General features: G+C 71.6%; 24 protein-coding genes and 1 pseudogene. 17 read left to right on the forward strand and 8 right to left on the reverse strand.

Annotated features, from left to right (window positions below):
* Both EAO75_RS23760 and mycP read left to right on the forward strand, forming a co-directional pair.
* The coding region (locus EAO75_RS23760) for a hypothetical protein (protein WP_410092474.1) at nucleotides 1-1297 on the forward strand (1297 nt) is incomplete at its 5' end.
* Nucleotides 1294-2541, forward strand: coding sequence for a type VII secretion-associated serine protease mycosin (gene mycP / locus EAO75_RS23765; protein WP_147997067.1), 1248 nt, complete (start codon nucleotides 1294-1296; stop codon nucleotides 2539-2541). The genes EAO75_RS23760 and mycP, both read left to right, overlap by 4 nt.
* 12 nt (nucleotides 2542-2553) lie before the next feature.
* Here the strand turns inward: mycP and EAO75_RS23770 are convergent, their stop codons facing one another.
* The gene (locus EAO75_RS23770) at nucleotides 2554-3555 is read right to left on the reverse strand and encodes a serine hydrolase (RefSeq protein ID WP_147997068.1); all 1002 of its coding nucleotides are present in this window, start codon (nucleotides 3553-3555) and stop codon (nucleotides 2554-2556) included.
* A gap of 149 nt (nucleotides 3556-3704) precedes the next feature.
* On the opposite strand from EAO75_RS23770, the gene EAO75_RS23775 reads away from it, so the two are divergent.
* Nucleotides 3705-4436, forward strand: coding sequence for an SseB family protein (locus EAO75_RS23775; protein WP_147997069.1), 732 nt, complete (start codon nucleotides 3705-3707; stop codon nucleotides 4434-4436).
* A 3-nt stretch (nucleotides 4437-4439) separates the two neighbouring features.
* On the opposite strand, the gene EAO75_RS23780 is transcribed toward EAO75_RS23775, so the two are convergent.
* A complete protein-coding gene (locus tag EAO75_RS23780; protein WP_147997070.1) occupies nucleotides 4440-4796 on the reverse strand; it encodes a DUF1844 domain-containing protein in 357 nt (118 codons plus the stop codon).
* A gap of 3 nt (nucleotides 4797-4799) precedes the next feature.
* The gene (locus EAO75_RS23785; RefSeq protein ID WP_187284559.1) at nucleotides 4800-5597 is read right to left on the reverse strand and encodes a 4'-phosphopantetheinyl transferase family protein; all 798 of its coding nucleotides are present in this window, start codon (nucleotides 5595-5597) and stop codon (nucleotides 4800-4802) included.
* 323 nt (nucleotides 5598-5920) lie between these two features.
* Between EAO75_RS23785 and infC the strand changes: the two are divergent.
* The 10 genes and pseudogenes from infC (at nucleotide 5921) to EAO75_RS23835 (ending at nucleotide 16859) form a co-directional block, all read left to right on the forward strand.
* Nucleotides 5921-6617: pseudogene (gene infC / locus EAO75_RS23790) on the forward strand (translation initiation factor IF-3).
* Between the two features lie 109 nt (nucleotides 6618-6726).
* The gene (gene rpmI / locus EAO75_RS23795) at nucleotides 6727-6921 is read left to right on the forward strand and encodes a 50S ribosomal protein L35 (protein ID WP_147997072.1); all 195 of its coding nucleotides are present in this window, start codon (nucleotides 6727-6729) and stop codon (nucleotides 6919-6921) included.
* Nucleotides 6922-7022: 101 nt separating this feature from the next.
* On the forward strand, nucleotides 7023-7406 hold the full coding sequence (gene rplT / locus EAO75_RS23800; protein ID WP_006141703.1) for a 50S ribosomal protein L20: 384 nt from the start codon (nucleotides 7023-7025) through the stop codon (nucleotides 7404-7406).
* 100 nt (nucleotides 7407-7506) lie between these two features.
* Nucleotides 7507-8355 (forward strand): TrmH family RNA methyltransferase, encoded by an 849-nt coding sequence (locus EAO75_RS23805; protein WP_147997073.1) that lies wholly within the window; start codon nucleotides 7507-7509, stop codon nucleotides 8353-8355.
* A 53-nt stretch (nucleotides 8356-8408) separates the two neighbouring features.
* Nucleotides 8409-9545: an ATP-binding protein gene (locus tag EAO75_RS23810; RefSeq protein WP_147997074.1), complete on the forward strand. Its 1137-nt coding sequence runs from the start codon at nucleotides 8409-8411 to the stop codon at nucleotides 9543-9545.
* A 136-nt stretch (nucleotides 9546-9681) separates the two neighbouring features.
* Nucleotides 9682-10803: a phenylalanine--tRNA ligase subunit alpha gene (gene pheS, locus EAO75_RS23815; RefSeq protein ID WP_147997075.1), complete on the forward strand. Its 1122-nt coding sequence runs from the start codon at nucleotides 9682-9684 to the stop codon at nucleotides 10801-10803.
* Nucleotides 10803-13316 (forward strand): phenylalanine--tRNA ligase subunit beta, encoded by a 2514-nt coding sequence (gene pheT, locus EAO75_RS23820; protein WP_147997076.1) that lies wholly within the window; start codon nucleotides 10803-10805, stop codon nucleotides 13314-13316. The genes pheS and pheT overlap by 1 nt, the downstream gene beginning before the upstream one ends.
* A gap of 217 nt (nucleotides 13317-13533) precedes the next feature.
* Entirely contained in the window at nucleotides 13534-14607 is a 1074-nt protein-coding gene (locus tag EAO75_RS23825; protein ID WP_147997077.1) for a PP2C family protein-serine/threonine phosphatase, read from the forward strand.
* Nucleotides 14608-14887: 280 nt separating this feature from the next.
* Nucleotides 14888-16228, forward strand: coding sequence for a transcriptional regulator (locus EAO75_RS23830; RefSeq protein WP_147997078.1), 1341 nt, complete (start codon nucleotides 14888-14890; stop codon nucleotides 16226-16228).
* An 85-nt stretch (nucleotides 16229-16313) separates the two neighbouring features.
* The gene (locus EAO75_RS23835) at nucleotides 16314-16859 is read left to right on the forward strand and encodes an NUDIX hydrolase (protein ID WP_147997079.1); all 546 of its coding nucleotides are present in this window, start codon (nucleotides 16314-16316) and stop codon (nucleotides 16857-16859) included.
* A 30-nt stretch (nucleotides 16860-16889) separates the two neighbouring features.
* Here the strand turns inward: EAO75_RS23835 and EAO75_RS23840 are convergent, their stop codons facing one another.
* Both EAO75_RS23840 and EAO75_RS23845 read right to left on the reverse strand, forming a co-directional pair.
* Nucleotides 16890-17147 (reverse strand): hypothetical protein, encoded by a 258-nt coding sequence (locus EAO75_RS23840; protein ID WP_147997080.1) that lies wholly within the window; start codon nucleotides 17145-17147, stop codon nucleotides 16890-16892.
* Between the two features lie 192 nt (nucleotides 17148-17339).
* Nucleotides 17340-18212 (reverse strand): 3-hydroxybutyryl-CoA dehydrogenase, encoded by an 873-nt coding sequence (locus EAO75_RS23845; RefSeq protein ID WP_147997081.1) that lies wholly within the window; start codon nucleotides 18210-18212, stop codon nucleotides 17340-17342.
* Between the two features lie 193 nt (nucleotides 18213-18405).
* Here EAO75_RS23845 and EAO75_RS23850 point away from each other — a divergent pair, with 193 nt between their 5' ends.
* Nucleotides 18406-19668, forward strand: coding sequence for a glycoside hydrolase family 10 protein (locus EAO75_RS23850; protein ID WP_147997082.1), 1263 nt, complete (start codon nucleotides 18406-18408; stop codon nucleotides 19666-19668).
* 50 nt (nucleotides 19669-19718) lie between these two features.
* On the opposite strand, the gene EAO75_RS23855 is transcribed toward EAO75_RS23850, so the two are convergent.
* Nucleotides 19719-19916, reverse strand: coding sequence for a DUF1918 domain-containing protein (locus EAO75_RS23855; RefSeq protein ID WP_147997083.1), 198 nt, complete (start codon nucleotides 19914-19916; stop codon nucleotides 19719-19721).
* A 94-nt stretch (nucleotides 19917-20010) separates the two neighbouring features.
* A complete protein-coding gene (locus tag EAO75_RS23860; RefSeq protein WP_147997084.1) occupies nucleotides 20011-20973 on the reverse strand; it encodes a DMT family transporter in 963 nt (320 codons plus the stop codon).
* On the opposite strand from EAO75_RS23860, the gene EAO75_RS23865 reads away from it, so the two are divergent.
* The 3 genes from EAO75_RS23865 to EAO75_RS23875 all read left to right on the forward strand — a co-directional run bounded on the left by EAO75_RS23865 (nucleotide 20972) and on the right by EAO75_RS23875 (nucleotide 23763).
* Complete coding sequence (locus EAO75_RS23865; RefSeq protein WP_147997085.1) at nucleotides 20972-22417, forward strand: PLP-dependent aminotransferase family protein; 1446 nt, start codon at nucleotides 20972-20974, stop codon at nucleotides 22415-22417. The genes EAO75_RS23860 and EAO75_RS23865 overlap by 2 nt on opposite strands.
* 152 nt (nucleotides 22418-22569) lie before the next feature.
* Nucleotides 22570-23004 carry a GNAT family N-acetyltransferase gene (locus EAO75_RS23870; protein WP_147997086.1) on the forward strand — a complete coding sequence of 145 codons (435 nt, stop codon included), beginning with the start codon at nucleotides 22570-22572 and terminating at the stop codon, nucleotides 23002-23004.
* Between the two features lie 165 nt (nucleotides 23005-23169).
* Nucleotides 23170-23763 carry a histidine phosphatase family protein gene (locus EAO75_RS23875; protein ID WP_147997087.1) on the forward strand — a complete coding sequence of 198 codons (594 nt, stop codon included), beginning with the start codon at nucleotides 23170-23172 and terminating at the stop codon, nucleotides 23761-23763.
* Here EAO75_RS23875 and EAO75_RS23880 read toward each other — a convergent pair.
* The gene (locus tag EAO75_RS23880) at nucleotides 23745-24188 is read right to left on the reverse strand and encodes a DUF6314 family protein (RefSeq protein ID WP_147997088.1); all 444 of its coding nucleotides are present in this window, start codon (nucleotides 24186-24188) and stop codon (nucleotides 23745-23747) included. The genes EAO75_RS23875 and EAO75_RS23880 overlap by 19 nt on opposite strands.
* Nucleotides 24189-24193 lie beyond the last annotated feature (5 nt).

The raw sequence follows: 24193 nt of genomic DNA on the forward strand, positions 1-24193 counted from the left end.
GTCTTCTGTTTCTCCGTCTGCCCCGCCCGGCACGGACTGCTCCGACCAGGCACGCATACCCGCACCGAGGGAGCGTCATCCCGGCACGACGCGCGGCCGGCCCGCACCCGGCCGCCGTACGGGCGCCCCCGCCGAGACCGCCGCGGAGATGACCTTCCGCCTGCGCCCGATCCCCGCGGACCCGCCGGCCACCGACTCCGGCAACCGCCCCTCCACCGCTTGCGCGCAGGGTTCCCTCGGCACGCCTCCCCATCCGGGCCAGGCTCCCGCCGAGTCCCCCCGGCGCAGCCCCTCCGCTCCACTGCCTCCGATGCGTCCTGCTCAGGCGCCCTCGGCCGGCAACGGCTACGGAGGGTCGGGCTCCGCCGGTGCCTCGGGCGCGATGCCGTACGAGGCGGGCGGCCAGGGAACCTCCGCACCGTTCTCCCCCGACCCGTCTCTGTCCTGGAGTGCGCCGATGACGTCGGGTTCCGGGCGGCCCGTCGTGTCGTTCGGGGAGCCCGAGGGGTACGACGAGCAGGCGCGGCCGCGTCGGCTCGGGATGCGGATCCGGCCCCGGATCGCCGTGGCCGCCGCCTGTGTCGTGCTCGGCGTCGGGCTCATCGGCGGTGCCGTGACCGGAAGTTGGCTGGTCGGGGAGCCGGGTGACGACGGTGCGCGGGACACCTTCGCCGCGGCCGGGAACCTGTGGCACGGCGTTCCCGTCGACCAGCTGTTCCCGCCCACCGTGATCGGGAAGGGCGCCGGACCCGGCGGTGCCGACCGGATCTGGACGCGGATCGCCGTCGCCCCCGACACCGGCTGCGCCGGCGCCTTCGACCCGTTGCTGCGCAAGGCCCTCGCCCCCGTCGGCTGCGAGCGCCTCCTGCGCGCCACCTACACCGACGCCACCCAGAGCTACGTCACGACCGTCGGTCTGCTCTTCACCGACGCCGACGCCGCCGCGATGCGCTCGCTCGACAGCAGGTTCACCAGGGAGGGCCTCGACCGCCGTACGGACCTCATGCCCCGTCCGTACGCAGCGAAGGGCACCCCGGCCGCCGGATTCGGCGACGAGCAGCGCGCCTCCTGGACCATTTCCGTCCTCACCGACGCACCCGTCGTCGTCTACGCCGTCTCCGGCTGGGCCGACGGCCGCACCGTCGACGACCCCCAGCCCGCCGAGGAGGCCATGGACTCCGGCGCCACCACGGCCGTCGCCCAGGCCGGCCTCGGCCACGAGGCACAGGGCCTCGCCGACCGCATGGAACGCGCCCTGCGCAAGAACGTCGGTCCGTCCACGGAGCAGTCGTCATGAACGCCGGCACGAACCCAGGTACGCGGACCTGCCTGAACGGCGCGGCTTCCGGCGCCGTGACCAGTGGTGTGAAGCACCTCGTGACCCGACGCACCGGCCCCCTCGCCGCCCTCCTCGGCGCCTGCCTCGCCCTCCTGCCGCCCACCGCCGCGCACGCCGACTCCATACGCGCCCAGCAATGGGCCCTGGAGGCCATGCACACCGAGGAGGCCTGGCAGACCACCAAGGGCAGGGGCGTCACCGTCGCCGTCCTCGACACCGGTGTCGAGGCCGACCACCCCGACCTCGCCGGCAACGTCCTCGAAGGCAAGGACATGGTCGGTTTCGGCGCCGACCGCGGCGACCGCGCCTGGGCCCGGCACGGCACCGCCATGGCCGGCATCATCGCCGGCCACGGACACGGGGCGGGCGGCGGCGACGGCGTCATGGGCATCGCCCCCGAGACCAAGATCCTCCCCGTCCGGGTCATCCTGGAGGACGGCGACCCGGCCCGCGCCAAGGCCCGCAGCAGCCGCGGCAACGCCCTCGCCGAAGGCATCCGCTGGGCCGCCGACCACGGCGCCGACGTCATCAACCTCTCCCTCGGCGACGACTCCAAGTCCGCCCACCCCGAGGCCGGCGAGGACGAGGCCGTCCAGTACGCCCTGAAAAAGGGCGCCGTCGTCGTCGCCTCGGCCGGCAACGGCGGCGAGAAGGGCGACCACATCTCCTACCCGGCCGCCTACCCGGGCGTCATCGCCGCGACCGCCGTCGACCGCTACGGCACCCGCGCCTCCTTCTCCACCCGCCGCTGGTACGCCACCGTCAGCGCGCCCGGCGAAAAGGTCGTCATCGCCGACCCCGACCACAAGTACTACGAGGGCTGGGGCACCAGTGCCGCGGCCGCCTTCGTCTCCGGCGCGGTGGCCCTGGTCAAGGCCGCCCACCCGGGCCTGACCCCGGCCCAGATCAAGAAGCTCCTCGAGGACACGGCCCGAGGCGCCCCGGCCGACGGCCGCGACGACTCCCGCGGCTACGGCTTCGTGGACCCGGCCGCCGCCATCAAGAAGGCCGCCGGCATGAAGCCGGACGACCTGAAGGCCGCGGCGTACGGCGAGGAGTACTTCGGCTCGGGCCCGGACGCGGCCGAGTCGGACGACGACGCGACGAGCTGGACCGCCTGGCTCGCGGGCGGCGCCGGCGGCCTCCTGCTGCTGTCGTCGGTCGTCGTGTGGCGGGGCCGCCGCGGACGGTACGGCCTCTAGCCGACAGGTCCGCTACGAGGAGACGGCGGATGTCGCGGGAGCCGGGGAACCGGACGCGGCCTCCCCGGTGAACACCGACACCGCGGCTCGTGCCGCCGCCTCGACGAGCGAAACACCCTTCGCCTTCGTCGAGTTGCCGTCGGAGAGCACCGCCACCAGGTAGCCGTGGCCGGCCACCGTCACCCGCCCGATGCTGTTGATGTCCCACAGCCCGGTGGCGGTGCGCGGCAGCCAGCCGTTCTTCAGCGCCCACGCGGAGCCGTCGCCGGCGGCCGACACCCCCCACCGCTGGTCGACCGCGACCTGCTCCATCAGCCCCGTGAGATACACCCGCGAGTCCGCGCTCAGCTCCGAGTCCTCCCCGAACACCTGGCGCAGCAGCGTGAGTTGATCGGCCGCCGTGGTCTGGGTCAGTCCCCAGTACATGCCGTCGCCGCCGGCGGTGTCCGTGAGCCCGAGCCGCTCATTGGCCGTGTCCAGCCCGCCCGCCTTCCCGATCGTCCGCCACAGGGCCGACGCGGCGGTGTTGTCGCTGTTCTCGATCATGCTCGTGGCGTACGACTTCTCCGCCGCGGTGAGCTCGCGCCCCGCGTCCTGAGCCTGGAGCAGCAGCGCGGCCAGGATGTCGACCTTGACGATGCTCGCGGTGTCGAAGCCGCCGGTTTCGTACGCGGCGCTCGCATCGGACGTCAGGTCCAGCACCGCCACCGACACCGCGGCGCCGTCCTCGACGGTGACCGCCTTCATGGCCCCGGCCAGCAGCGCGTCGTGGTCCACCGTCGGCTCCGCCACCGGATCCACCGAAGCCTCCCCACCCGCGCGGGCCGCGATCGACGCCGAGGGCGACGGCGTCGCCGCCGACGATACGGCCCGTACCCCGGAGTGCGCCCGCGCCTTCACATACGCGGTGCCCCCGGCCGCGGTGCCCAGCACGACGACGGTGGCGAGGGCGCCGTGCAGCAGGGGGCGGCGTCGGGGGGTGCGGGCGCGGCGGCCGACTCTGGAGGACTCCATGCAGCCGATCTTCGGGGCTGCGTCTATGTGTGCCGTGAGACGGACGTTAGAGGCGTGTCAGAGAAACGGAGATTCAGGGGGCGGGTGTCACGCCCGGGTTACCGGGGCCGCACAAGCGCAGCAGCATCCCCCCGATAGGGTCGTTGACCGTGGCGAACAAGAACATTCCCGACTCTCCCTTCTCCGACGACGACGGCTGCGCCGACCCACGACTGACTGCCGCGCTGGCGGCCTGGGCCGAGGACCGCACCGCCGAGGGCCCGGTCCTCGAAGCGCTCAAGGGCGCCCGGCTGCTCGTCCCCGTCGTGGCCCTGCTCGGCGAGGTCGAGGAGGACGAGAACGGGCTGCGCCGCGAGAAGACCAGCGACATGGCCGTACCGACCCTGAAGGCCGGGAACCGCACCGCCCTGCCCGCCTTCACGTCCACCGACTCCCTCGCCCGCTGGGACCCGGCGGCCCGCCCGGTCGCCGTACCCCTGCACCAGGCCCTTCAGGCCGCCGCGCACGAGAAGGCGGACACGATCGTGCTGGACATGGCCGGTCCGGTGACCTACGAGCTGACGGGGCGCGCGCTGCTCGCACTCGCCGAGGGGCGTACGACGACGGATCCGCTGGTCGACCCGGCCGTGCGGGAGGCGGTGCGCGCCGCGGTGGCCGCCGTGCCCGCAGTGCTCCGCGCCCACCTCGGACCCGGTCGGGCCGACGGCACCCTGGCCCTCGTCGTGGACGCCTCCGCCGTACCCGCCGAGGCCGCGCGTGCGGTCGCCGATCGGCTCGCCGCCGACGAAACACTGAGGGCCCGCCTGGTGCGCGGCCTCGACCTGGCACTGCTGCCGGCCGGGACGACGCCACCGGGCGAGCCCCTGTACGTCCGAGGGTGAAACCTAGCCGTAGACCGGCCCGGTGTACTTCTCGCCGGGGCCCTGACCGGGCTCGTCCGGGACGATCGAGGCCTCGCGGAAGGCCAGCTGGAGCGACTTCAGGCCGTCGCGCAGCGGCGCCGCGTGGAACGAGCTGATCTCGGTCGCGCTCGCGTCCAGCAGCCCGGCGAGGGCGTGCACCAGTTTGCGGGCCTCGTCCAGGTCCTTGTACTTGTCGCCCTCGTCGGTCAGACCGAGCTTCACGGCGGCGGCGCTCATCAGATTGACGGCGACCGTCACGATCACCTCGACCGCCGGGACCTCGGCGATGTCGCGGGTCATGGCGTCGAAGTCGGACGGCGGCGGCGTACTGTCGGTCATCGCTCACATCTCTTTCAGGGCGCGGAACTCCCTCAGCGTAGTTGACCGGCCCAGGGAGCCCGGCGGGAGCGCCGCCAGGTGCCAGGCCTGGCTGATCGCAGGCTCCGGCGCGGAGGGGTAGCGCGTGACGGATACGTCGCCTTCCCCCGCCGTGGACCCGGCCGGGCGGCTGACGGCCACGGTCGTGTCGGGCAGCGGCGGCGGGTTCTCCACCGTCCACAGCCGCGCCGGGCTCGACGTCGTGTCCCGCACCCTGCCGCGCTCGGCCTCGGGTTCGGTGTCCCAGCGGCGCAGATCGACGCTCATCCCCACCCCCACGGCCTTCAGCACCGCCTCCTTGCGGGTCCAGCAGCGGTAGAAGCCGAGCAACCTCTCCCGGGGCTCCGTGAGCCCGTCCAGCCAGGCGACCTCCGCCGGGGCGAGGGCGCTGAGGCTGAGGCCGGGCAGGTCGACCGGCCGGTGCGTCTCGATGTCCACGCCGACGGCGGCCGTGCTCACCGCCAGGGCGCCGTAGCCCTCCGAACGGCTCATGCTGATCCACAGGGACGTCTCGGGCCACACCACACGCGGCGGCCCGTGGCCGGCGTCCCCGCAGCCGGGGCAGGGGTGGTTGCCCAGCACGATGTCGCCGCCGGGCACACCGAGCAGGTCCGCGAGGATCGTCCGCACCGCCACCCGCGCCGCCGTGAAGTGCGCCCCGAGCGGCTCCCGCAGGGCCGCTGCCCGCTGTCGCTCCTCCTCGCTGAGTACGTCACGATGGAGGACGTCCTCGGCGGACCAGAGCCAGATCGACGTGGGCATGCGGCCGACCCTAACCGCGTGGTTAGCGGTCCTTGCAGAATTTGGTACGCTGGTTCTCGACCGGTCGGTCATGTACCGACCCACAAGTGGAGGCTCCGATCTCCCACCTGGCCGTCCCCCGGGACGGCGGGTCACCCCGGTCAGGCGGCCACCATCGTTCCGTACGGACGATGGAGTCGCCCGAAAGCGCGCCCCGCGATCATTGCGGCGGTGCTCCGGCAGTGCTTTGGAGCCCCGTCTTGTGATCGTCCGGGGCATTTTTTGTGCTTCGGCGCGGTTAGGTCTGTCGAAAAGAGACAAACGCGGCCGTCCGCCAGATGGCCGTGTGGTGCTAACCGAGGAGGATCCATCAGCGCCGAGCCCCGCATCAACGACCGGATTCGCGTTCCCGAGGTGCGACTTGTCGGTCCCAGTGGCGAGCAGGTGGGCATTGTCCCGCTGGCCAAGGCACTGGAGCTTGCGCAGGAGTACGACCTGGACCTGGTCGAGGTCGCGGCGAACGCCCGTCCGCCCGTGTGCAAGCTCATGGACTACGGGAAGTTCAAGTACGAGTCGGCCATGAAGGCCCGTGAGGCGCGCAAGAACCAGGCGCACACGGTCATCAAGGAGATGAAGCTCCGGCCGAAGATCGACCCGCACGACTATGACACCAAGAAGGGTCACGTCGTCCGGTTCCTCAAGCAGGGCGACAAGGTCAAGATCACGATCATGTTCCGTGGTCGCGAGCAGTCCCGGCCGGAGCTCGGCTACCGACTGCTGCAGCGTCTCGCGGAGGACGTTCAGGAGCTCGGGTTCGTGGAGTCGAACCCCAAGCAGGACGGCCGGAACATGATCATGGTTCTCGGTCCGCACAAGAAGAAGACCGAGGCGATGGCCGAGGCCCGCCAGGCGCAGGAAGCCCGCAAGGCCGAAGCGAAGGCCAACCCCGGCAAGTCGCAGAACGCCGCGGAGTCCGACCACGAAGTGGACCACGAAGTGGACGACGTCGAGGCCCCTGCCGAGGCTTCCGCCGAGGCGTGATCCCAGGGACGCGAGTCCCCAGGATGTAACCGAAACAAGAGCGACGCTCCACCGTGCCCGGTTTCACGACCGGGCACCGGAGCGCCACCCATGAGGAGAGAACGGCGCTATGCCGAAGAACAAGACGCACAGCGGTGCCAAGAAGCGCTTCCGGGTGACCGGCTCCGGCAAGGTGCTCCGCCAGCGGGCGAACCGTCGCCACTACCTGGAGCACAAGTCGTCGACGCTGACGCGCCGCCTCGCCGGCACCGTCGAGGTCGCCTCCGGCGACGCCGCCAAGGTCAAGAAGCTTCTCGGTCGGTAGTCGGTTCGTCCCGCGAGTCGCGGGGCACCGCACGAAAGCACCGAAACCAAGCCGTTCTCGGGTCACGTCACCACACGGGCCCGGCTACAAGGAGTTAACAAGTGGCACGCGTCAAGCGGGCAGTCAACGCCCACAAGAAGCGCCGGGCGATCCTCGAGCAGGCCTCCGGCTACCGCGGTCAGCGCTCTCGCCTGTACCGCAAGGCCAAGGAGCAGGTCACCCACTCGCTGGTCTACAACTACAACGACCGCAAGAAGCGCAAGGGTGACTTCCGCCAGCTGTGGATCCAGCGCATCAACGCCGCTGCCCGCGCCAACGGCATCACGTACAACCGCTTCATCCAGGGTCTGAAGGCCGCCAACGTCGAGGTGGACCGCAAGATCCTCGCCGAGCTGGCCGTCAACGACGCGAACGCGTTCGCCGCGCTCGTCGAGGTCGCCCAGAAGGCGCTGCCGAGCGACGTCAACGCCCCGAAGGCGGCGTGACGCTGCGACGGCTCCAGCCGACGTGACTGAAGGGACCCGCAGGCCGAGGAGGTCTGCGGGTCCTGTTGTTCGTGAACCTCAGAACTCCAAGGTGAAGCCCATGCCCCCCGTCAGCCCCGAGCTGATCTCCCCCCGTTCCCCTCGCGTTCTGGCCGCCCGGCGGCTCGCCAAGCGGAACTTCCGGGGCAAGGACCGCCTGTTCCTCGCGGAGGGGCCGCAGGCGGTGCGGGAGGCGGCGGCCTACGCATCCACGCTCGTGGAGCTGTTCACGACCGTCGAGGCCGCGGAGCGGTACGCCGACATCATCGGCGAGGCCCGGGCCGCGGGCGCGCGCGTGCACCTCGCCGCCGAGCAGGTGATCGCGGACATCTCCACCACCGTCACACCGCAGGGACTCGTCGGCGTCTGCCGGTTCGTCGACACCCCCTTCGAGGAGATCCTCGCCGCCCGGCCCAAGCTCGTGGCCGTGCTCGCGCATGTGCGCGACCCCGGCAACGCCGGGACCGTGCTGCGGTGCGCCGACGCCGCCGGCGCCGAGGCCGTCGTCCTCACCGACGCTTCGGTGGATCTGTACAACCCCAAGGCCGTACGGGCCTCCGTGGGCTCCCTGTTCCACCTTCCCGTCGCCGTCGGTGTGCCCGTCGACCAGGCCGTGGCCGGCCTCCAGGGCGCCGGGGTGCGGATCCTCGCCGCCGACGGCGCCGGGGACCGGGACCTCGACGACGAGCTCGACAAGGGGAGCATGGGCGGGCCGACCGCCTGGGTGTTCGGGAACGAGGCGTGGGGGCTCCCGGAGGAGACGCGCGCGCTGGCCGACGCCGTCGTGCGCGTCCCGATCCACGGGAAGGCCGAGAGCCTGAACCTCGCCACCGCCGCCGCCGTATGTCTCTATGCGTCGGCCCGTGCACAGCGCGCCTCCGGAGGGTGCCGCACCGTCACCGAGAGCTAGTAGGGTGACCAGCTCGGGGGCCCCTCAGCCGTCGTGAGAGGTGGGGTACGGGGATGAGTGTCGGCACGAGCAGCGCACCGGGGGCACGGGAGGTGCGGCGGCAGTCCGCGTCCCGGTCCGGTGATCCCGCCGAGCTCGGCTTCGATCCCGACGACCTGCCCGACGGCCTCGTCGTCGCCGACGAACACGGGCACGTCATCTGCTTCAACGCCGCCGCCGAGCGCATCACCGCCGTCCGTGCCGCCGACGCCCTCGGGCAGCGCCTGGAGAAGGCCCTGCCGTTAGAGGACCTGGAGGGGCGGCGCTGGTGGCAGCTGACCGACCCCTACGGCGGGCTGGCCATCAGGCGCAGGCAGCCCGAGCGCAACCTCCTGCTGCCCGGCGGGCGGGAGGTGCTGGTCTCCGCGCGCTACGTCCGCACCGAGCCGACCGGGCCCGTCCGCCGCGTCGTCGTCTCCCTGCGGGACACCGAGGCCCGCCGGCGCACCGAGCGCAGTCACGCCGAGCTGATCGCGACGGTCGCCCACGAGCTGCGCTCCCCGCTGACCTCCGTCAAGGGCTTCACCGCCACGCTCCTCGCCAAGTGGGAACGCTTCACCGACGACCAGAAGCGGCTCATGCTGGAGACCGTCGACGCCGACGCGGACCGCGTCACCCGGCTCATCGCCGAGCTGCTCGACATCTCCCGCATCGACTCCGGGCGCCTCGAGGTGCGCCGCCAGCCCGTCGACATCGGCGCGGCCGTGGGACGGCACATGCAGGCCTACGTCGCCGCCGGCCAGCCCGCCGACCGGTTCCTGCTGCGCCTGGAGCAGCCGCTGCCCGCCCTGTGGGCCGACCCCGACAAGATCGACCAGGTGCTCAGCAACCTCATCGAAAATGCGGTGCGGCACGGCGAGGGAACGGTCACCATTGACATCACGGCCACGGCGTCCCCCCGCGAGGGCGAGGACACCGGCACGTCGGTCACCGTGAGCGACGAGGGGCCCGGTATCCCGGAGGAGTCCATGAACCGCGTCTTCACCCGCTTCTGGCGGGGCAGCAAGCGCGGCGGCACGGGCCTCGGGCTCTACATCGTCAAGGGCATCGTCGAGGCCCACGGCGGCACCATCACGGTCGGCCGCGCCCCCGGCGCCGGCGCACAGTTCCGATTTACGTTGCCCGTGGCGGCACCGGCCTTCCTGGCCTGAGGCACCACGGGCGCATTCGCATTCCTCAACCCCGTTAGACTCGGCCATTGGCACCTTTGTGTCCACAACCAGAGACGAATCGTCTCCCGGTCGAAGACGGGGCACTTCAGCCAGCCAATCGGAAGCACGGGAAGAGATGTCCGCACCCAATAAGTCGTACGACCCTGTAGAGGTCGAGGCCTTGAAACCGGAAGAGATCGAGCGCATGCGGGACGAGGCGCTCGCCGCCTTCGCCGCCGCGGACTCACTCGACGCCCTCCAGGAGGCCAAGGTCGCCCACACCGGCGGCACCTCCCCGCTGGCCCTCGCCAACCGCGAGATCGGCGCCCTGCCCCCGCACGCCAAGGCCGATGCCGGCAAGCGTGTGGGCCAGGCACGCGGCGCCGTGAACAAGGGCCTCGCCGCCCGCCAGGCCGAGCTGGAGGCCGAGCGCGACCAGCGGGTGCTGGTCGAGGAGGCCGTGGACGTCACCCTGCCGTACGACCGCGTACCGGCCGGCGCCCGCCACCCGCTGACCACCCTGTCGGAGCGCATCGAGGACGTCTTCGTGGCCATGGGCTACGAGGTCGCCGAGGGCCCGCAGGTCGAGGCCGAGTGGTTCAACTTCGACGCGCTGAACATCGGCCCGGACCACCCCGCGCGCGGCGAGGCCGACACCTTCTTCGTGCAGGGTCCGGACGGCGGCTCCGAGTCCGGTGTCGTGCTGCGCACCCACACCTCGCCCGTGCAGATCCGCTCGCTGCTCGAACGTGAGCTGCCGGTCTACGTGATCTGCCCCGGCGTGGTCTACCGCACCGACGAGCTGGACGCCACGCACACCCCGGTCTTCCGCCAGGTCGAGCTGCTGGCCGTGGACGAGGGCCTGACCATGGCCGACCTCAAGGGGACCATGGACCACATGGTCCAGGCCCTGTTCGGCGAGGGCATGAAGACCCGGCTGCGGCCCAACTTCTTCCCCTTCACCGAGCCGTCCGCCGAGATGGACATGGTGTGTTACGTCTGCCGCGGCGAGTCCGTCGGCAACCCCGACCGACCCTGCCGTACCTGCGGCAGCGAGGGATGGATCGAGCTCGGCGGCTGCGGCATGGTCAACCCGAAGGTGCTCACCGCCTGCGGCGTGGACCCCGAGAAGTACAGCGGCTTCGCCTTCGGGTTCGGCATCGAGCGGATGCTGATGTTCCGCCACAACGTCGAGGACATGCGAGACATGGTCGAGGGTGACGTCCGGTTCACCCGGCCGTTCGGGATGGAGATCTGATGCGGGTCCCGCTTTCTTGGCTGCGGGAGTACGTCGACCTGCCGGCCATCGAAACCGGCCGTGACGTCCAGGCCAAGCTCATTTCCGCCGGTCTGGAGGTCGAGACCGTCGAGCAGCTCGGCGACGGCCTCAAGGGCCCCCTCGTCGTCGGCCAGGTGCTGACCATCGAGGAGCTGACGGAGTTCAAGAAGCCCATCCGCTTCTGCACCGTCGACGTCGGCCAGGCCAACGGCACCGGCGAGCCCCAGGAACTCATCTGCGGCGCCCGGAACTTCGCCGTCGGCGACAAGGTCGTCGTCGTCCTCCCCGGCGCCGTGCTTCCCGGTGGCTTCTCGATCGCCGCGCGCAAGACCTACGGCCGTGTCTCGCACGGCATGATCTGCTCCACCAGCGAGCTGGGCATGGGCGACGACGGCACGCACGGCATCATCGTGCTGCCGCCGGAGACCGAGGTCGGCAAGGACGCCATCGAGCTGCTCGAACTGGTCGACGAGGTCCTGGACATCGCCGTCACCGCCAACCGCGGCGACTGCCTGTCCATCCGCGGCGTCGCCCGCGAGACCGCCATCGCCTACGGCCTCCCGCTGCGCGACCCGGCGCTGCTCGACGTGCCCGGCCCGAACGCCTTCGGCTACCCGGTGCAGGTCTCCGACCCGATGGGCTGCGACCGCTTCACCGCCCGCACGGTGAGCGGCCTCAGCCCCGAGGCGCGCTCGCCGGTCTGGCTCCAGCGGCGCCTGCAGAAGGTCGGCATGCGCCCGATCTCGCTCGCCGTCGACGTCACCAACTACGTGATGATGGAGCTCGGCCAGCCGCTGCACGCCTACGACCGGGGCCTGGTCCAGGGCACCATCGGTGTGCGCCGGGCCGAGGAGGGCGAGAAGCTCGTCACCCTCGACGGCGTCGAGCGGGAGCTGCACTCCGAGGACCTCGTCATCACCGACGAGCGCGGCCCGATCGGCCTCGCGGGCGTCATGGGCGGCGCCAACACGGAGATCGCCGACCACGACAACGTCGAGAACGCCTCCAGCGAGATCGTCATCGAGGCCGCCCACTTCGACCAGGTCTCCATCGCGCGTACGGCCCGCCGGCACAAGCTGTCCTCCGAGGCGMCCCGCCGCTTCGAGCGCGGCGTCGACCCGGCGGCGGCCGCCGCGGCCGCCCAGCGCACCGTCGACCTGCTGGTCCTGCTCGCGGGCGGCACCGCCGACGCCGGTGTCACCGAGGTCGTCACGCCGTCCGCGCCGCACACCATCACCGTCCCGGCCAACCACCCGGACAAGGTCGCGGGCGTCGAGTACGGCCGCGAGACCGTCGTACGCCGGCTCCAGGAGATCGGCTGCGACGTGTACGGGCAGGACGAGCTGATCGTCACCGTGCCGTCCTGGCGGCCCGACCTCCTCGAGCCGAACGACCTGGCCGAAGAGGTCATCCGTCTGGAGGGCTACGAGAACCTGCCCTCCACCCTGCCCAAGCCGCCGTCCGGCCGTGGCCTGACCCACCGTCAGCGCCTGCACCGCCGGGTCGGCCGCGCGCTGGCCGGAGCGGGTTACGTCGAGGCACCGAACTACCCCTTCGTCAGCGAGCAGGTCTTCGACCAGCTCGGCCTGGCCGCCGACGACCCGGCCCGCCGCGTCGTCAAGCTGGTCAACCCGCTGAACGACGAGGAGCCCGCGCTGCGTACGTCGCTGCTGCCGGGTCTGCTCGGCGCGCTGCGGCGCAACGACGGGCGCGGTTCGCACGACCTGGCGCTGTTCGAGACCGGGCTGGTCTTCCTCCCGAACGAGGAGCGGGGTGCCGCCGGTCATCTGCCGGTCGACCGCCGTCCGACCGACGAGGAGCTCGCCGCCCTGAACGCCGTGCTGCCCGAGCAGCCGCGGCACGTGGCCGTCGTCCTCGCCGGTGCGCGTGAGCAGGCCGGCTGGTGGGGCGCGGGCCGCCCGGCCGACTGGGCCGACGCGATCGAGGCGGCACGGCTCGTGGCCCGTGAGGCCGGAGCCGAACTGATCGTGCGGGGCGGCCAGTACGGGCCGTGGCACCCCGGACGCTGCGCCGAGCTCGTCGTGGTCGTCGCCGGCGCGGAGACGGTCGTCGGACACGCGGGCGAGCTGCACCCCCGGGTGCTCAAGGCCCTCGGTCTGCCCGCGCGCACCTGTGCGATGGAGCTGGACCTGGACGCCCTTGAGCAGGTCGGTGACGGCACGCCCCAGGCGCCGAGCATCTCCACGTTCCCCGTTGCCACGCAGGATGTCGCCCTCGTGGTGGACAAGCCGGTGCCGGCCGCCGAGGTCGAGGCCGCGCTGCGTGAGGGTGCGGGTGAACTCCTCGAGGGGATCCGGCTGTTCGACGTGTACGTCAATGACGAGCAGCTTGGTGACGGGAAGAAGTCGCTGGCGTATGCGTTGCGCTTCCGTGCGGGTGACCGGACTCTGACCGTCGACGAGGCTTCGGCGGCTCGGGACGCGGCGGTTGCCCTGGCGGGCGAGCGTACGGGGGCTGTCCTGAGGGGCTGAGTGCCGTGGGGGACTGCGTTGTTCGCCGGTTGCGGGTTGTTCGTGGCTGGTCGCGCAGTTCCCCGCGCCCCTGTCGGGGCGCGTTGCGGTCACCTCACTCAATAGGGTGACTTCTCCGGGTGATCCGGTACTTCCGGACCCTCACTCGACAGAATCGGACCGGCCTTTCGAGGTCGGTCCGATCTGCGTTGTCAGGGCCTATTGGGGGGCCATCGGCATGTTCCGCATCAAGCCTCGGGTTCCCCGCAAGGTGCTCGCATTGGGGCTGCCCACCGCGTGGGGCGCGATGGCGATCACCTACAAGCTGGCCTGCCCGCTCGCCCAGCAGGACAGCCTCGGTGCCCGGGTCGTCACGAGCGCCGTGTTCTTCGCCGTGGGGACCGGTCTGATCCTGCACGTCCGCCAGGCCCTGCTGCGTGAGCTCAAGCAGGTCCGCGAAGTCGCCGGTGCCGCGCAGAGCGTCCTGCTGCGGCCCCTGCCGCCGCGCATCGACGGGCTGAACGTCGCCGCCGCCCAGCTCTCCGCGGATCGCGACGCCCGCGTCGGCGGTGACCTGTACGAGGTCATCGCCACCGAGCAGGGCGTACGCGTGATCATGGGCGATGTACGCGGGCACGGCATCTCCGCCATCGGCACGGTCGCCGCCGTCCTCGGCAGCTTCCGCGAGGCCGTCCACGACGAACCCGACCTGGGCCGGGTGCTGCACAGACTGGACCGCGCCCTGGCCCGGCACCTGCGGGAGCGAGCACGGGACGAGCACCCCGCCTCGGGTCGTGAGCCCGACAACCCGGTCTCCGAGGAGTTCGTCACCGTCCTGCTGCTGGAGATCGCCCCGGACGGCGAGATCACCGCCCTCAACTGCGGTCACCCCTGGCCGTATCTGCTGAGTGGCACCTCCGTCGAACCCCTCGCCCGCACCGACCCCCTCCCACCGCTCGGCCCGTTCCCGCTCCCGGCCGAACCGACCCCGCTGCCCTGCGGGGCTCTGCCGCCCGGCGACTCGCTGGTCCTGTACACGGACGGCGTCGAGGACGCACGGGACGCGAGAGGCCGGTTCTTTTCCCTGCAGGCGGCCCTCATCGGGGCCGTACACCACCATCCGGCCACCCCCCAGCTGATCCTGCGCACCCTCTTCACCGGGCTCCTCCGCCACACAAGGGGCAGGCAGGCGGACGACATAGCCCTACTGGTCCTACGCAACGATCGAGCGAGGTTCCACTGCGACCCCCTGGGAGCGCGGGGAACCGCGCGACCGGCCACACACAACCCGCAGCCGACCAACTACCTCTAGCCCAAAGGTGATCGGTCGCACTGCCAAACCGGCTCGGCGACGCCGTCCGCCCCGCCACGGAGTGTCGGGCAGGCAGCTGGGCGGACGGCGCGGAAGCGGGCCGCCGCACTGTACGAGGGGGAGCCGACGGCCCGGCCGGCCTCTTGCGAGGCATTTCAGTCAACCGGCAGGAAACTCTCCGCAACAGCGCGCGCACGCTACGGATTCGCGTACTCCGTTCACACCCCGTGTGAACCGGTTCGCACTACTCTGTCGGCACCGAGCCACCCGGGGGGCATACATGCAGCCCAACACTCTGCTCGACGCGATCCTGGACGAGGCGGGGATATCGCACGCGGGGCTGGCAGCACACGTGAACCAGGCGGGGCGGGCGCGCGGGCTCGCGCTGAGATACGAACACACCGCCGTCGCACGGTGGTTGAAGGGGCAGCGGCCACGCGGCCAGGTGCCCGACCTGATCTGCGAGGTGCTCGCCGGCCGGCTGCACCGTACCGTCACACTCGACGACATCGGTCTCGGCGTCCCCGGCGAACCCAACTCCGCGCACACCACCTCGCTGTCCGGCTTCGTCGAGCGGGCCACTGCCCTGTGGCGCTCCGACGAGCAGCAGCGCCCCCACATACTGGGCGCCCCGGCGGTCACGGGCACGCCCGCCGTGATGCCGGTGTGGGAGTGGGAGAACCCGCCCGAGGACGTGGATGTGTCGCGCGGCGGGCGGCACCGGGTCACCTCCGGCGACATCGACATGCTGCGTGCCGCGCGCACCCACTACGAGCAGATGTACCGCAAGGCGGGCGGCATAGCGACCCGCACCCGGATCGTCGGCTTCCTCAATGCCGAGGCCGCCCCGCTGCTGCGCGGCAGCTACACCGACGCCACCGGGCGCCAACTGCACCGGGCCACGGGCGGGTTGGTGGCCATCGCCGGGATCTGCGCCTACGACTCCGACGCGCACGGGCTCGCCCAGCGCTACTTCCACCAGGCGCTCAGGCTCGCGAAGGCCAGTGGGGACCGGGGGCTCGGTGCGTATGTGATCGCGCTGCTGGTCAACCAGGCGCTGTTCATGCGGGAGTTCCGGCAGGCCGTCGCCTTCGCGGAGGCCGCGCTGCGGGCCGCCGGCAAGCACATCACCCCCGCGCTCGCCTCCGATCTGTACGCGATGCAGGCGAAGGCGTACGCCCACCTCGGCGACGGCACGAGCGCGCTGTCCTGCATCCGGCGTGCCGAGCAGGCCGCCGATCGTATCCACCGCGGATACGAACCCGACGAAACGGGCTATGTCCAGCCCGGACTCGTCAACGTCCAGGTGGCGGAGGCGCTGCTGAGTCTCGGAGAGCTGGCGGCCGCGGGGGAGCACGCCGCGGCCGCCGTCGACAATCCCGCCCACGACCGGGGCCGGGTGCACCGGCTGGCCATGCTCAGCACGATCGAGCTGCGCCAGGGCAACGCCGACAAGGCGGTGGCCACCGCGGTGCAGATGGCCGAGCAGGCGCGGGGAATGGAGTCCCAGCGCCTGCGCGACAGACTTCGCGCGGTGCGCGAACACCTGGCGCGCAGCGGCGGCGCGGGTACCGCCGAGGCCGCCGAACTCATCGACGGAGCGCTGCGCGTACCGCTGTAGGCCGGTGCACGCGGGTACTCGAACACCGACACCTCATAGTCCCTGCTGCGATATTGCCACTTACTCGACGGAAGGTGGCAGAACCGTGCAGTGGACGAAACAGAACGAACAAACTGTGTATGAAAACCGCTGGTTCACCGTCAACCTGGCAGACGTGGAACTGCCCGACGGCCGGCACCTGGACCACTTCCTCATACGGATGCGGCCGGTCGCCGTGGCGACGGTGGTCAACGAGGCGGGCGAGGTCCTCCTCCTGTGGCGCCACCGCTTCATCACCGACAGCTGGGGGTGGGAACTCGCGGCGGGCGTCGTCGAGGACGGCGAGGACATCGCCCGCGCGGCCGCCAGGGAGCTCGAGGAGGAGACCGGCTGGCGGCCGGGACCTCTGCACCACCTCATGAGCGTGGAGCCCTCCAGCGGGCTCACCGACGCCCGGCACCACATCTACTGGGCCGACGAGGGCGAGTACGTCGGGCATCCCGTGGACGACTTCGAGTCGGACCGCCGGGAATGGGTCCCGCTCAAGCTCGTCCCCGACATGGTCGCCCGTGGGGAGGTCCCGGCCGCCAACATGGCGGCCGCGTTACTGATGCTGCACCACCTCAGGCTCGGGCAGGACGTCCTGCCCTGATGACGTCCCCGAGCGTGCGCCCCACCGCGGCTAGTGCCCCACGGCCTGCCAGATCGCCACGACGAGAGCACCCACGGCGGTGATGGCGGCGACCGCGGGCAGCGGCCAGCGCGCGTGTTCCAGTGTGTTGATCCGGGTGTTCAGCTCGTCGAGTTCCTTGGCGCTCTCCTCGGTGCGGTGCGTGAGCAGAGCCAGCCCGCCCTCCACGCGGGCGTAGGCGACGTCCAGTCGACGTCGTAACTCTGCGAGTTCTCCTTGTACGACGGGATGCTCGGGATCGGCGGTCACTTGCCGCTCCTTTCCGTAGTCGTCTCGAATCCCTGGCATGCGCAGGGAAAGTGAACTCGCCTGGTGGGCGCCTGGGGAGAGTGTGCGAGGGGCATATGCGAGCCCGGAGCGCACACGGTGTGTGAATGACGCGGGCCCGGCACCATCTCGGTGCCGGGCCCGTGTACTTGGCCGGAATCTGACCGACTGTAATCAGCCGTAGGTGTAGAAGCCGGAGCCGGACTTGCGCCCCAGCCGGCCCGCGTCGACCATGCGCTGGAGCAGCGGGGGAGCGGCGTACAGCGGCTCCTTGAACTCGTCGTACATGCTCTGCGCCACCGAGGCGACCGTGTCCAGACCGATGAGGTCGGACAGCTTCAGCGGGCCCATCGGGTGAGCGCAGCCGAGCTCCATGCCGTTGTCGATGTCCTCACGGCTGGCGATACCGGACTCGAACATCCGGATCGCGGAGAGCAGATACGGGATCAGCAGCGCGTTCACCACGAAGCCCGAGCGGTCCTGAGCGCGGATGGCGTGCTTGCCCAGCAGCTTCTCGGCGAAGGACTGGGCGCGGGCGATCGTGCCCTCGGAGGTGGTGAGGGCCGGGATCAGCTCGACGAGCTTTTGAACCGGTGCCGGGTTGAAGAAGTGCACGCCGATGACCTGGTCGGGGCGCGAGGTGGCGACGGCGAGCCGCACCAGCGGGATCGAGGAGGTGTTGGAGGCGAGGATCGCGTCCGGCCGGGTCACGACCTGGTCGAGCACCTGGAAGATCTCGGTCTTCACCTGCTCGTTCTCGACGACGGCCTCGATCACCAGGTCGCGGTCGGCGAATTCGCCGAGGTCGGTGGTGAAGGACAGCCGGGCCTGGGTCTCGTCCAGCTCCTCCGCGCTGATCTTGCCGCGCTCGGCGGCCTTGGCCAGGGAGCTGAACAGCCGGGTGCGGCCGATCTCCAGGGCCTCGCCGGTGGTCTCGGCGACCTTCACGTCCAGTCCGGAGCGGGCGCACACCTCGGCGATGCCCGCTCCCATCTGGCCGCAGCCCACCACACCGACGCGTGCAATATCTCCGGAGATGCCGGTCACATCGACCCCTTCGCTGATCCACGAATGCGGCAGGTCCCCCGTTGTTCGGCGCCTGCTCCAAACCTGCACGTTACCTTCGGCGAAGCTTGATCGATCATTCGGGTGCCGCATGAAAGGCTGACGCGGGACTGTCCGGAACGCTCGGATCTGTCCCAGGGTGGGGCCATTGACCACGGCACACGGAGGTACGAAGATGCAGCACCGGAAGTCCTGGCTGTCACGACGGGCGTTCACGGTGACCGCACTGTCGGCACTCGTGGCGTCAGGCGGCGCGACGGCGACCGGTTCCGCCATGGCGGACGGAGCGAACCCGAACCGGCGCTGGCCGACCCGCGAGATGCGCGGCGTCTGGCTGGCGACCGTCGCCAACCGGGACTGGCCCTCCAAGCAGGGGCTCACCGCGGACGAGCAGCGCGCCGAACTGATCGCCCACCTCGACACGGCCGCGAGCTGCCGGCTGAACACGGTGATCCTCCAGGTACGGCCCACCGCGGACGCCCTGTGGCCCTCGCCGTACGAGCCGTGGTCGCTCGTCCTCACCGGCACCCAGGGCCAGGACCCCGGCTGGGACCCGCTCGGCACGGCCGTGGAGGAGGCCCACGCGCGCGGTCTTCAGCTGCACGCGTGGTTCAACCCGTACCGCATCGCCAACCACACGGACCTCGACCGGCTGGCCGAGACCCACCCCGCCCGCCGGCATCCGGACTGGGTGGTGCCGTACGGCGGCAAGCTGTACTACAACCCGGGGCTGCCCGAGGTCCGCTCCTTCGTGCAGCAGGCGATGCTCGACGCGGTGGCGCGCTACCCCGTCGACGCGGTCCACTTCGACGACTACTTCTACCCCTACCCGGTCGCGGGCCAGAGCTTCGACGACGACGAGGCCTACGACCGCTACGGCGGCGGCTTCACGGTCAGGGCCGACTGGCGACGGGACAACATCGACAAGCTGATCCAGGAGATGGCGACCGGCATCAAGTGGCTCCGGCCCGACACGCAGTTCGGTATCAGCCCGTTCGGGGTGTGGCGCAACGCCAGTACCGACCCGCTCGGCTCCGACACCCGGGGCGGCGTCGAGACGTACGACGACCTGTACGCGGACACCCGCAAGTGGGTCCGTGAGGGCTGGATCGACTACATCTGCCCGCAGCTGTACTGGAACGTCGGCTTCGCCGCCGCCGACTACGCCAAGCTCCTGCCGTGGTGGGCCGAGGTCGCGCGGGGCAGCAGGACGCAGCTCTACGTCGGCGAGGCCCTGTACAAGGCCGGGGACGCCGCGCAGCCCGCGGCCTGGCAGGACCCGGCCGAGCTGTCACGGCATCTCACGCTGGCCAAGGACCATCCGGAGGCACGCGGTCACGTCTACTTCGCCGCGAAGGACATGGCGGCGGACCGGATCGGGGCCATGGCGCGGGTGGTCGCCGACCACTACCCGCGGCCGGCGATTGTCCCGCGCTGATCCGCTCGCCCGGACTGCGCCCGGCCGTCCGGCCGGGACGCGCCGCCGGACTACCTGCTCATCGTGTTCCTGTGACGGATCTCGGTGTCGGGGCCGGGGGAGCACAGACCCTCGTGCCCGTCCTCGAAACGGACGCGGTACGGGGGGTTGCCCTCCTGGCCCAGGATTTCGACGATCTCGCCGACCTTGTCGTGTTGCCCGACCACCCTGCCGTGCTGGACAAGCTGGTCGCCCACGGTTGCACGCATCTCTTGGGCCTCCTCACCAGGTGCGGGAGCAGCGATCCGTGGCCTTGAGTCTACGGCGTGGAGCGGTGGTTGGAAGTGGGTCGTCAGGGCCCGCTCAGCCACGCGCCCGCTGAGTCACGGCGATACACACGAGCACCGCCGCGGCCGTCAGCGGGGCGGCCACTGTCAGGTGCTCGCCCAGCAGCAGCACCGACCACACCAGTGTGAGCAGGGGCTGGGCCAACTGCAACTGGCTGGCCTTCGGGATGCCGATGGCGGCCATGCCCCGGTACCAGACGACCAGACCGAGGAACTGCGAGCCCGCGGCGACCCAGAGCAGTCCGGTCACACCGTGCCAGGTCAGTTGCACGGGCTCGTACGACAGCGCCACGGCGGCGGCCGCCGCGCCGATCGGCAGACACAGCACCAGCGCCCAGCCGATCACCTGCCAGCCCGGCATGACGCGGGCCAGCCGGCCGCCCTCGGTGTAGCCGGCCGCGCAGACCAGCAGTGCCGCGAAGAGATACAGGTCGGCGGTGGTCAGGGCGCCGCCGCTCTGCTGCACCGTGAAGGCGACCACCGCGGCCGCGCCCGCGAGCGCGGCCAGCCAGAAGGTGCGCGAGGGGCGGGTGCCGACGCGCAGGGCGGAGAACAGGGCGGTGGTCAGCGGGAGCAGGCCGACCACGACGGCCGCGTGCGCGGTGGTGGACGTCCGGAGCGCGAGGGTGGTGAGCAGGGGGAAGCCGACCACCACTCCGGCGGCGACCACGGCGAGGCCCGCCCAGTGCCTGCGGGCGGGGAGCGGCACGCGCAGGGCGAGCAGACAGCCGCCCGCGATGAGGGCGGCGAGGACGCTGCGGACGGCTACCAGGGACCAGGGGCCGAAGCTCTCCAGTCCCCACGCGGTGGCGGGGAAGGTGAGGGAGAACGCCGCGACGCCCAGAGCGGCCTGGAGGGTGCCGCCGAGGGCCGCCCTGGCCGGGGTGGCCGCAGTGCCGGGCGCGCCCGGAGCGGCAGGGGTCGGCTCGGCGGTGACTGCTATCGAGCTCTGAGCGGTAGCGCTATCCTTGGTCCTCATGCAAGAGCGTAGCAGTGTCGGTGAACTGGCGGATCAGCTGCGGCGGGAGCTCAACCGCTACTCTCCAGGTGGAAAGCTGCCGTCGAGCCGGGCCCTTGTCGAGCGGTACCGGGTGAGCCCGGTGACCGTCTCCCGCGCCCTCGGACAGCTGGCCGCCGAGGGGCTCGTGGTGACCCGGCCCGGCGCCGGAGCGTTCCGGGCCGAGGCGCACCCACGGACCGCGGCCGCCGGGGACACCTCCTGGCAGGAGGTCACCCTCAGCGCGGAAGGCGGCGCGGAGCTCGTCCCGCGGTCGGTGGACGCGTCGGGGGTACTGGTCTCGCTCGCCGCTCCGGCGCCCGGCGTGATCGAGTTCAACGGTGGCTATCTGCACCAGTCGTTGCAGCCCGAGCGGGCGATGGCCGCCGCGCTGGCGCGGGCCGGCCGACGGCCCGGGGCGTGGGGGAGGCCGCCCATGGAGGGGCTGCCGGAGCTGCGGGAGTGGTTCGCGCGCAGCATCGGCGGGCCCGGCGGTGCCGTGACGGCGGCCGAGGTGCTGATCACCGCGGGCGGCCAGTCGGCGCTCACTACGGCACTCAGGGCGCTGGCGCCGCCAGGGGCGCCGGTGCTGGTGGAGTCACCGACGTACCCGGGCATGCTGGCGATCGCCCGCGCGGCCGGACTGCGTCCGATTCCCGTCCCGGTCGATGCGGACGGCGTACGGCCGTCCCTGCTCGCCGACGCGTTCCGCGCGACCGGCGCCCGCGTCTTCGTCTGTCAGCCGCTGTTCCAGAACCCGACCGGTGCGATGCTCGCCCCCGACCGGCGGGCCGAGGTGCTGCGCATCGCGCGCGAGGCCGGTGCCTTCGTCGTCGAGGACGACTTCGTACGACGGCTGGTGCACGAGGACGCCGGGCCGCTGCCGCGTCCGCTGGCCGCCGACGACCCCGACGGCGTCGTCGTCCACGTCTGCTCGCTGACCAAGGCGACCTCGCCGAGCTTCCGGGTCAGTGCGCTCGCCGCCCGCGGCCCGGTGCTGGAGCGGCTGCGCGCGATCCAGGTCGTCGACAGCTTCTTCGTGCCGCGACCGATGCAGGAGGCTGCGCTGGAACTGGTCGGCTCGCCCGCCTGGCCACGCCATCTGCGGGCGATCTCCGCCGAGTTGAAGACCCGCCGCGACACGATGACGGCCGCCCTGCGCCTCGAACTCCCCGACCTCTCCCTCCCGCACATCCCGTCCGGCGGCTACCACCTGTGGCTCCGCCTGCCCGACGGCACCGAGGAGTCCGCGCTCACCTCGGCCGCCCTGCGCGCGGGCGTCGCGATCACCCCCGGCCGCCCGTACTTCAGCGCGGAGCCTCCGGCCGGGCACCTGCGGTTGAGCTTCGCGGCCGTGGCGGGGGCGGGGGAGATCACGGAGGGGGTGCGGCGGCTGCGGGCGGCTTGGGACGAAGTGCTCCAGTAGCCGGGCAGCGCTGGTCCCACGTGTCGTAGCACGGCTCGGCCAAGGGTGCATCGGGCCCTCGTACCGCTCTTGGAGCCACGCGTGGTCCGCGGCCGTCGCCCACCGGGGAAATCCGCTCGACGCCGGTGCCCCCCTCCTGCGAATCTCGCCGCATGACCGACACCCCGCCCCTCGCCGAGGGCTACGAGATCTCCACCGACCCCGACCGCGTCGACGCCGAGCGCGTGCACCGGTGGCTGTCCACCGACGCGTACTGGGCGATGGGGCGGGAGCGGGAGAAGCAGGACCGGGCGATCGAGGGTTCGCTGAACTTCGGGGTGTACGAGACGGTTTCGGGGGAGCAGGTGGCGTATGCCCGGGTCGTCACCGACCGGGCGACCTTCGCGTGGCTGTGCGACGTGTACGTCGACCCGTCGGTGCGCGGCAAGGGGGTCGGGACGGCGCTCGTCGGGGCCGTACGCGAGCAGGTGCGGTCGTACGGGGTGAAGCGGGTGCTGCTCGCCACGCACGACGCGCACGGGGTCTACGAGAAGCTCGGCTTCGCGCCGCTGGAGTACCCGGACCGGTGGATGGCGCTTTCCTTCTAGGTCGGGCGTCTTCCGGGTCCGGGCGCCGTGCTTGAACTTTCCAACTGCTCGTTTTCCAGCAACTTGTCCGTCTGATCCTGACCCCGCAGTAAAGCTTCGCCAACCCTCGGTGACAGCTGCACAACCACTCTTGACCTGCGCACTTTCGCGTCACACCATCGCCGCATGCCACTTCGGGTCACGTTCGTCGCAGCCGCGCGCAGCTCGCCGCTGCTCGCGGAGCGCTTCCAGGACGACCGGCCGCTGGACCAGGCCGGCTGGGAGGAGGTGCAGCAGGTCGCGCGGGAGCTGCTGCCGCTCGCAGCGGCCGAGCTGCGCTACTGCTCGCCGACCCCACGCAGCCGTGCCACCGGCGACGCCCTGGGCTATGCCCCGCTGGTGCAACTCGCCCTGCGCGACTGTGACATGGGCCGCTGGCGCGGGCTCACGCTCGGCGAGGCGATGGCCCGCGAGCCGGAGGCGGTGGACGCCTGGCTGGCCGACCCGCGCGCCACACCGCACGGCGGCGAATCGCTGCTCGGGTTCATCGGCCGCGTCGGCGGCTGGCTCGACACCCGGCCCGTGGAGGACGGCGGCCGGATCGTCGCCGTGGCCGAACCGTCCGTGATCCGCGCCGCCCTGGTGTACGCCCTGAAGGCGCCGCCGTCGACGTACTGGAACATCGACGTCCGCCCCCTGTCGACGACCACGGTCACCGGTCGCGCGGGCCGCTGGAACCTCCGCTTCGAAGCGGCGTCGACTCAGCCCTCGCGCGCGTAGTCGGTGGTGAGGACCAGGTCCTTGGCCGGGCCGCGCACGCGCCAGAGGGTCCGCCAGTGGTCCTCGTCGAGGACGGTGAACTCGCCCCGGTAGACGTCGGCCGAGCAGGGATGGTCGGCGACATGCCGGCCGGAGGTCAGGTCCAGGTCGTGGAAGGGCCTTCCGTCGGCGAACCGCACGTCCACCGTGCCCGGTGAACTGCCCGGCAGGAAGCGCAGCGTCCGCTCCGCGGGGCGCGGGACGCTCTGCCAGACGAATGTGCCGGACTCGCGGTGCAGCAGCCCGCCGCCCTCCAGTGGGCCGAAAACCGTCGTGCCCGAGAACTCCCCTGTCCCCTCGCTCGCGAGATCCCGCACGGTCCGCTCGGCCCGCCAGCGCCCGGCCAGATACGTCAGCGCATCCGGAACCGGCCAGAACTCGCCCATGCGCT

The organism is Streptomyces sp. UW30 (assembly GCF_008042075.1).
Taxonomy (GTDB): Bacteria; Actinomycetota; Actinomycetes; order Streptomycetales; family Streptomycetaceae; genus Streptomyces.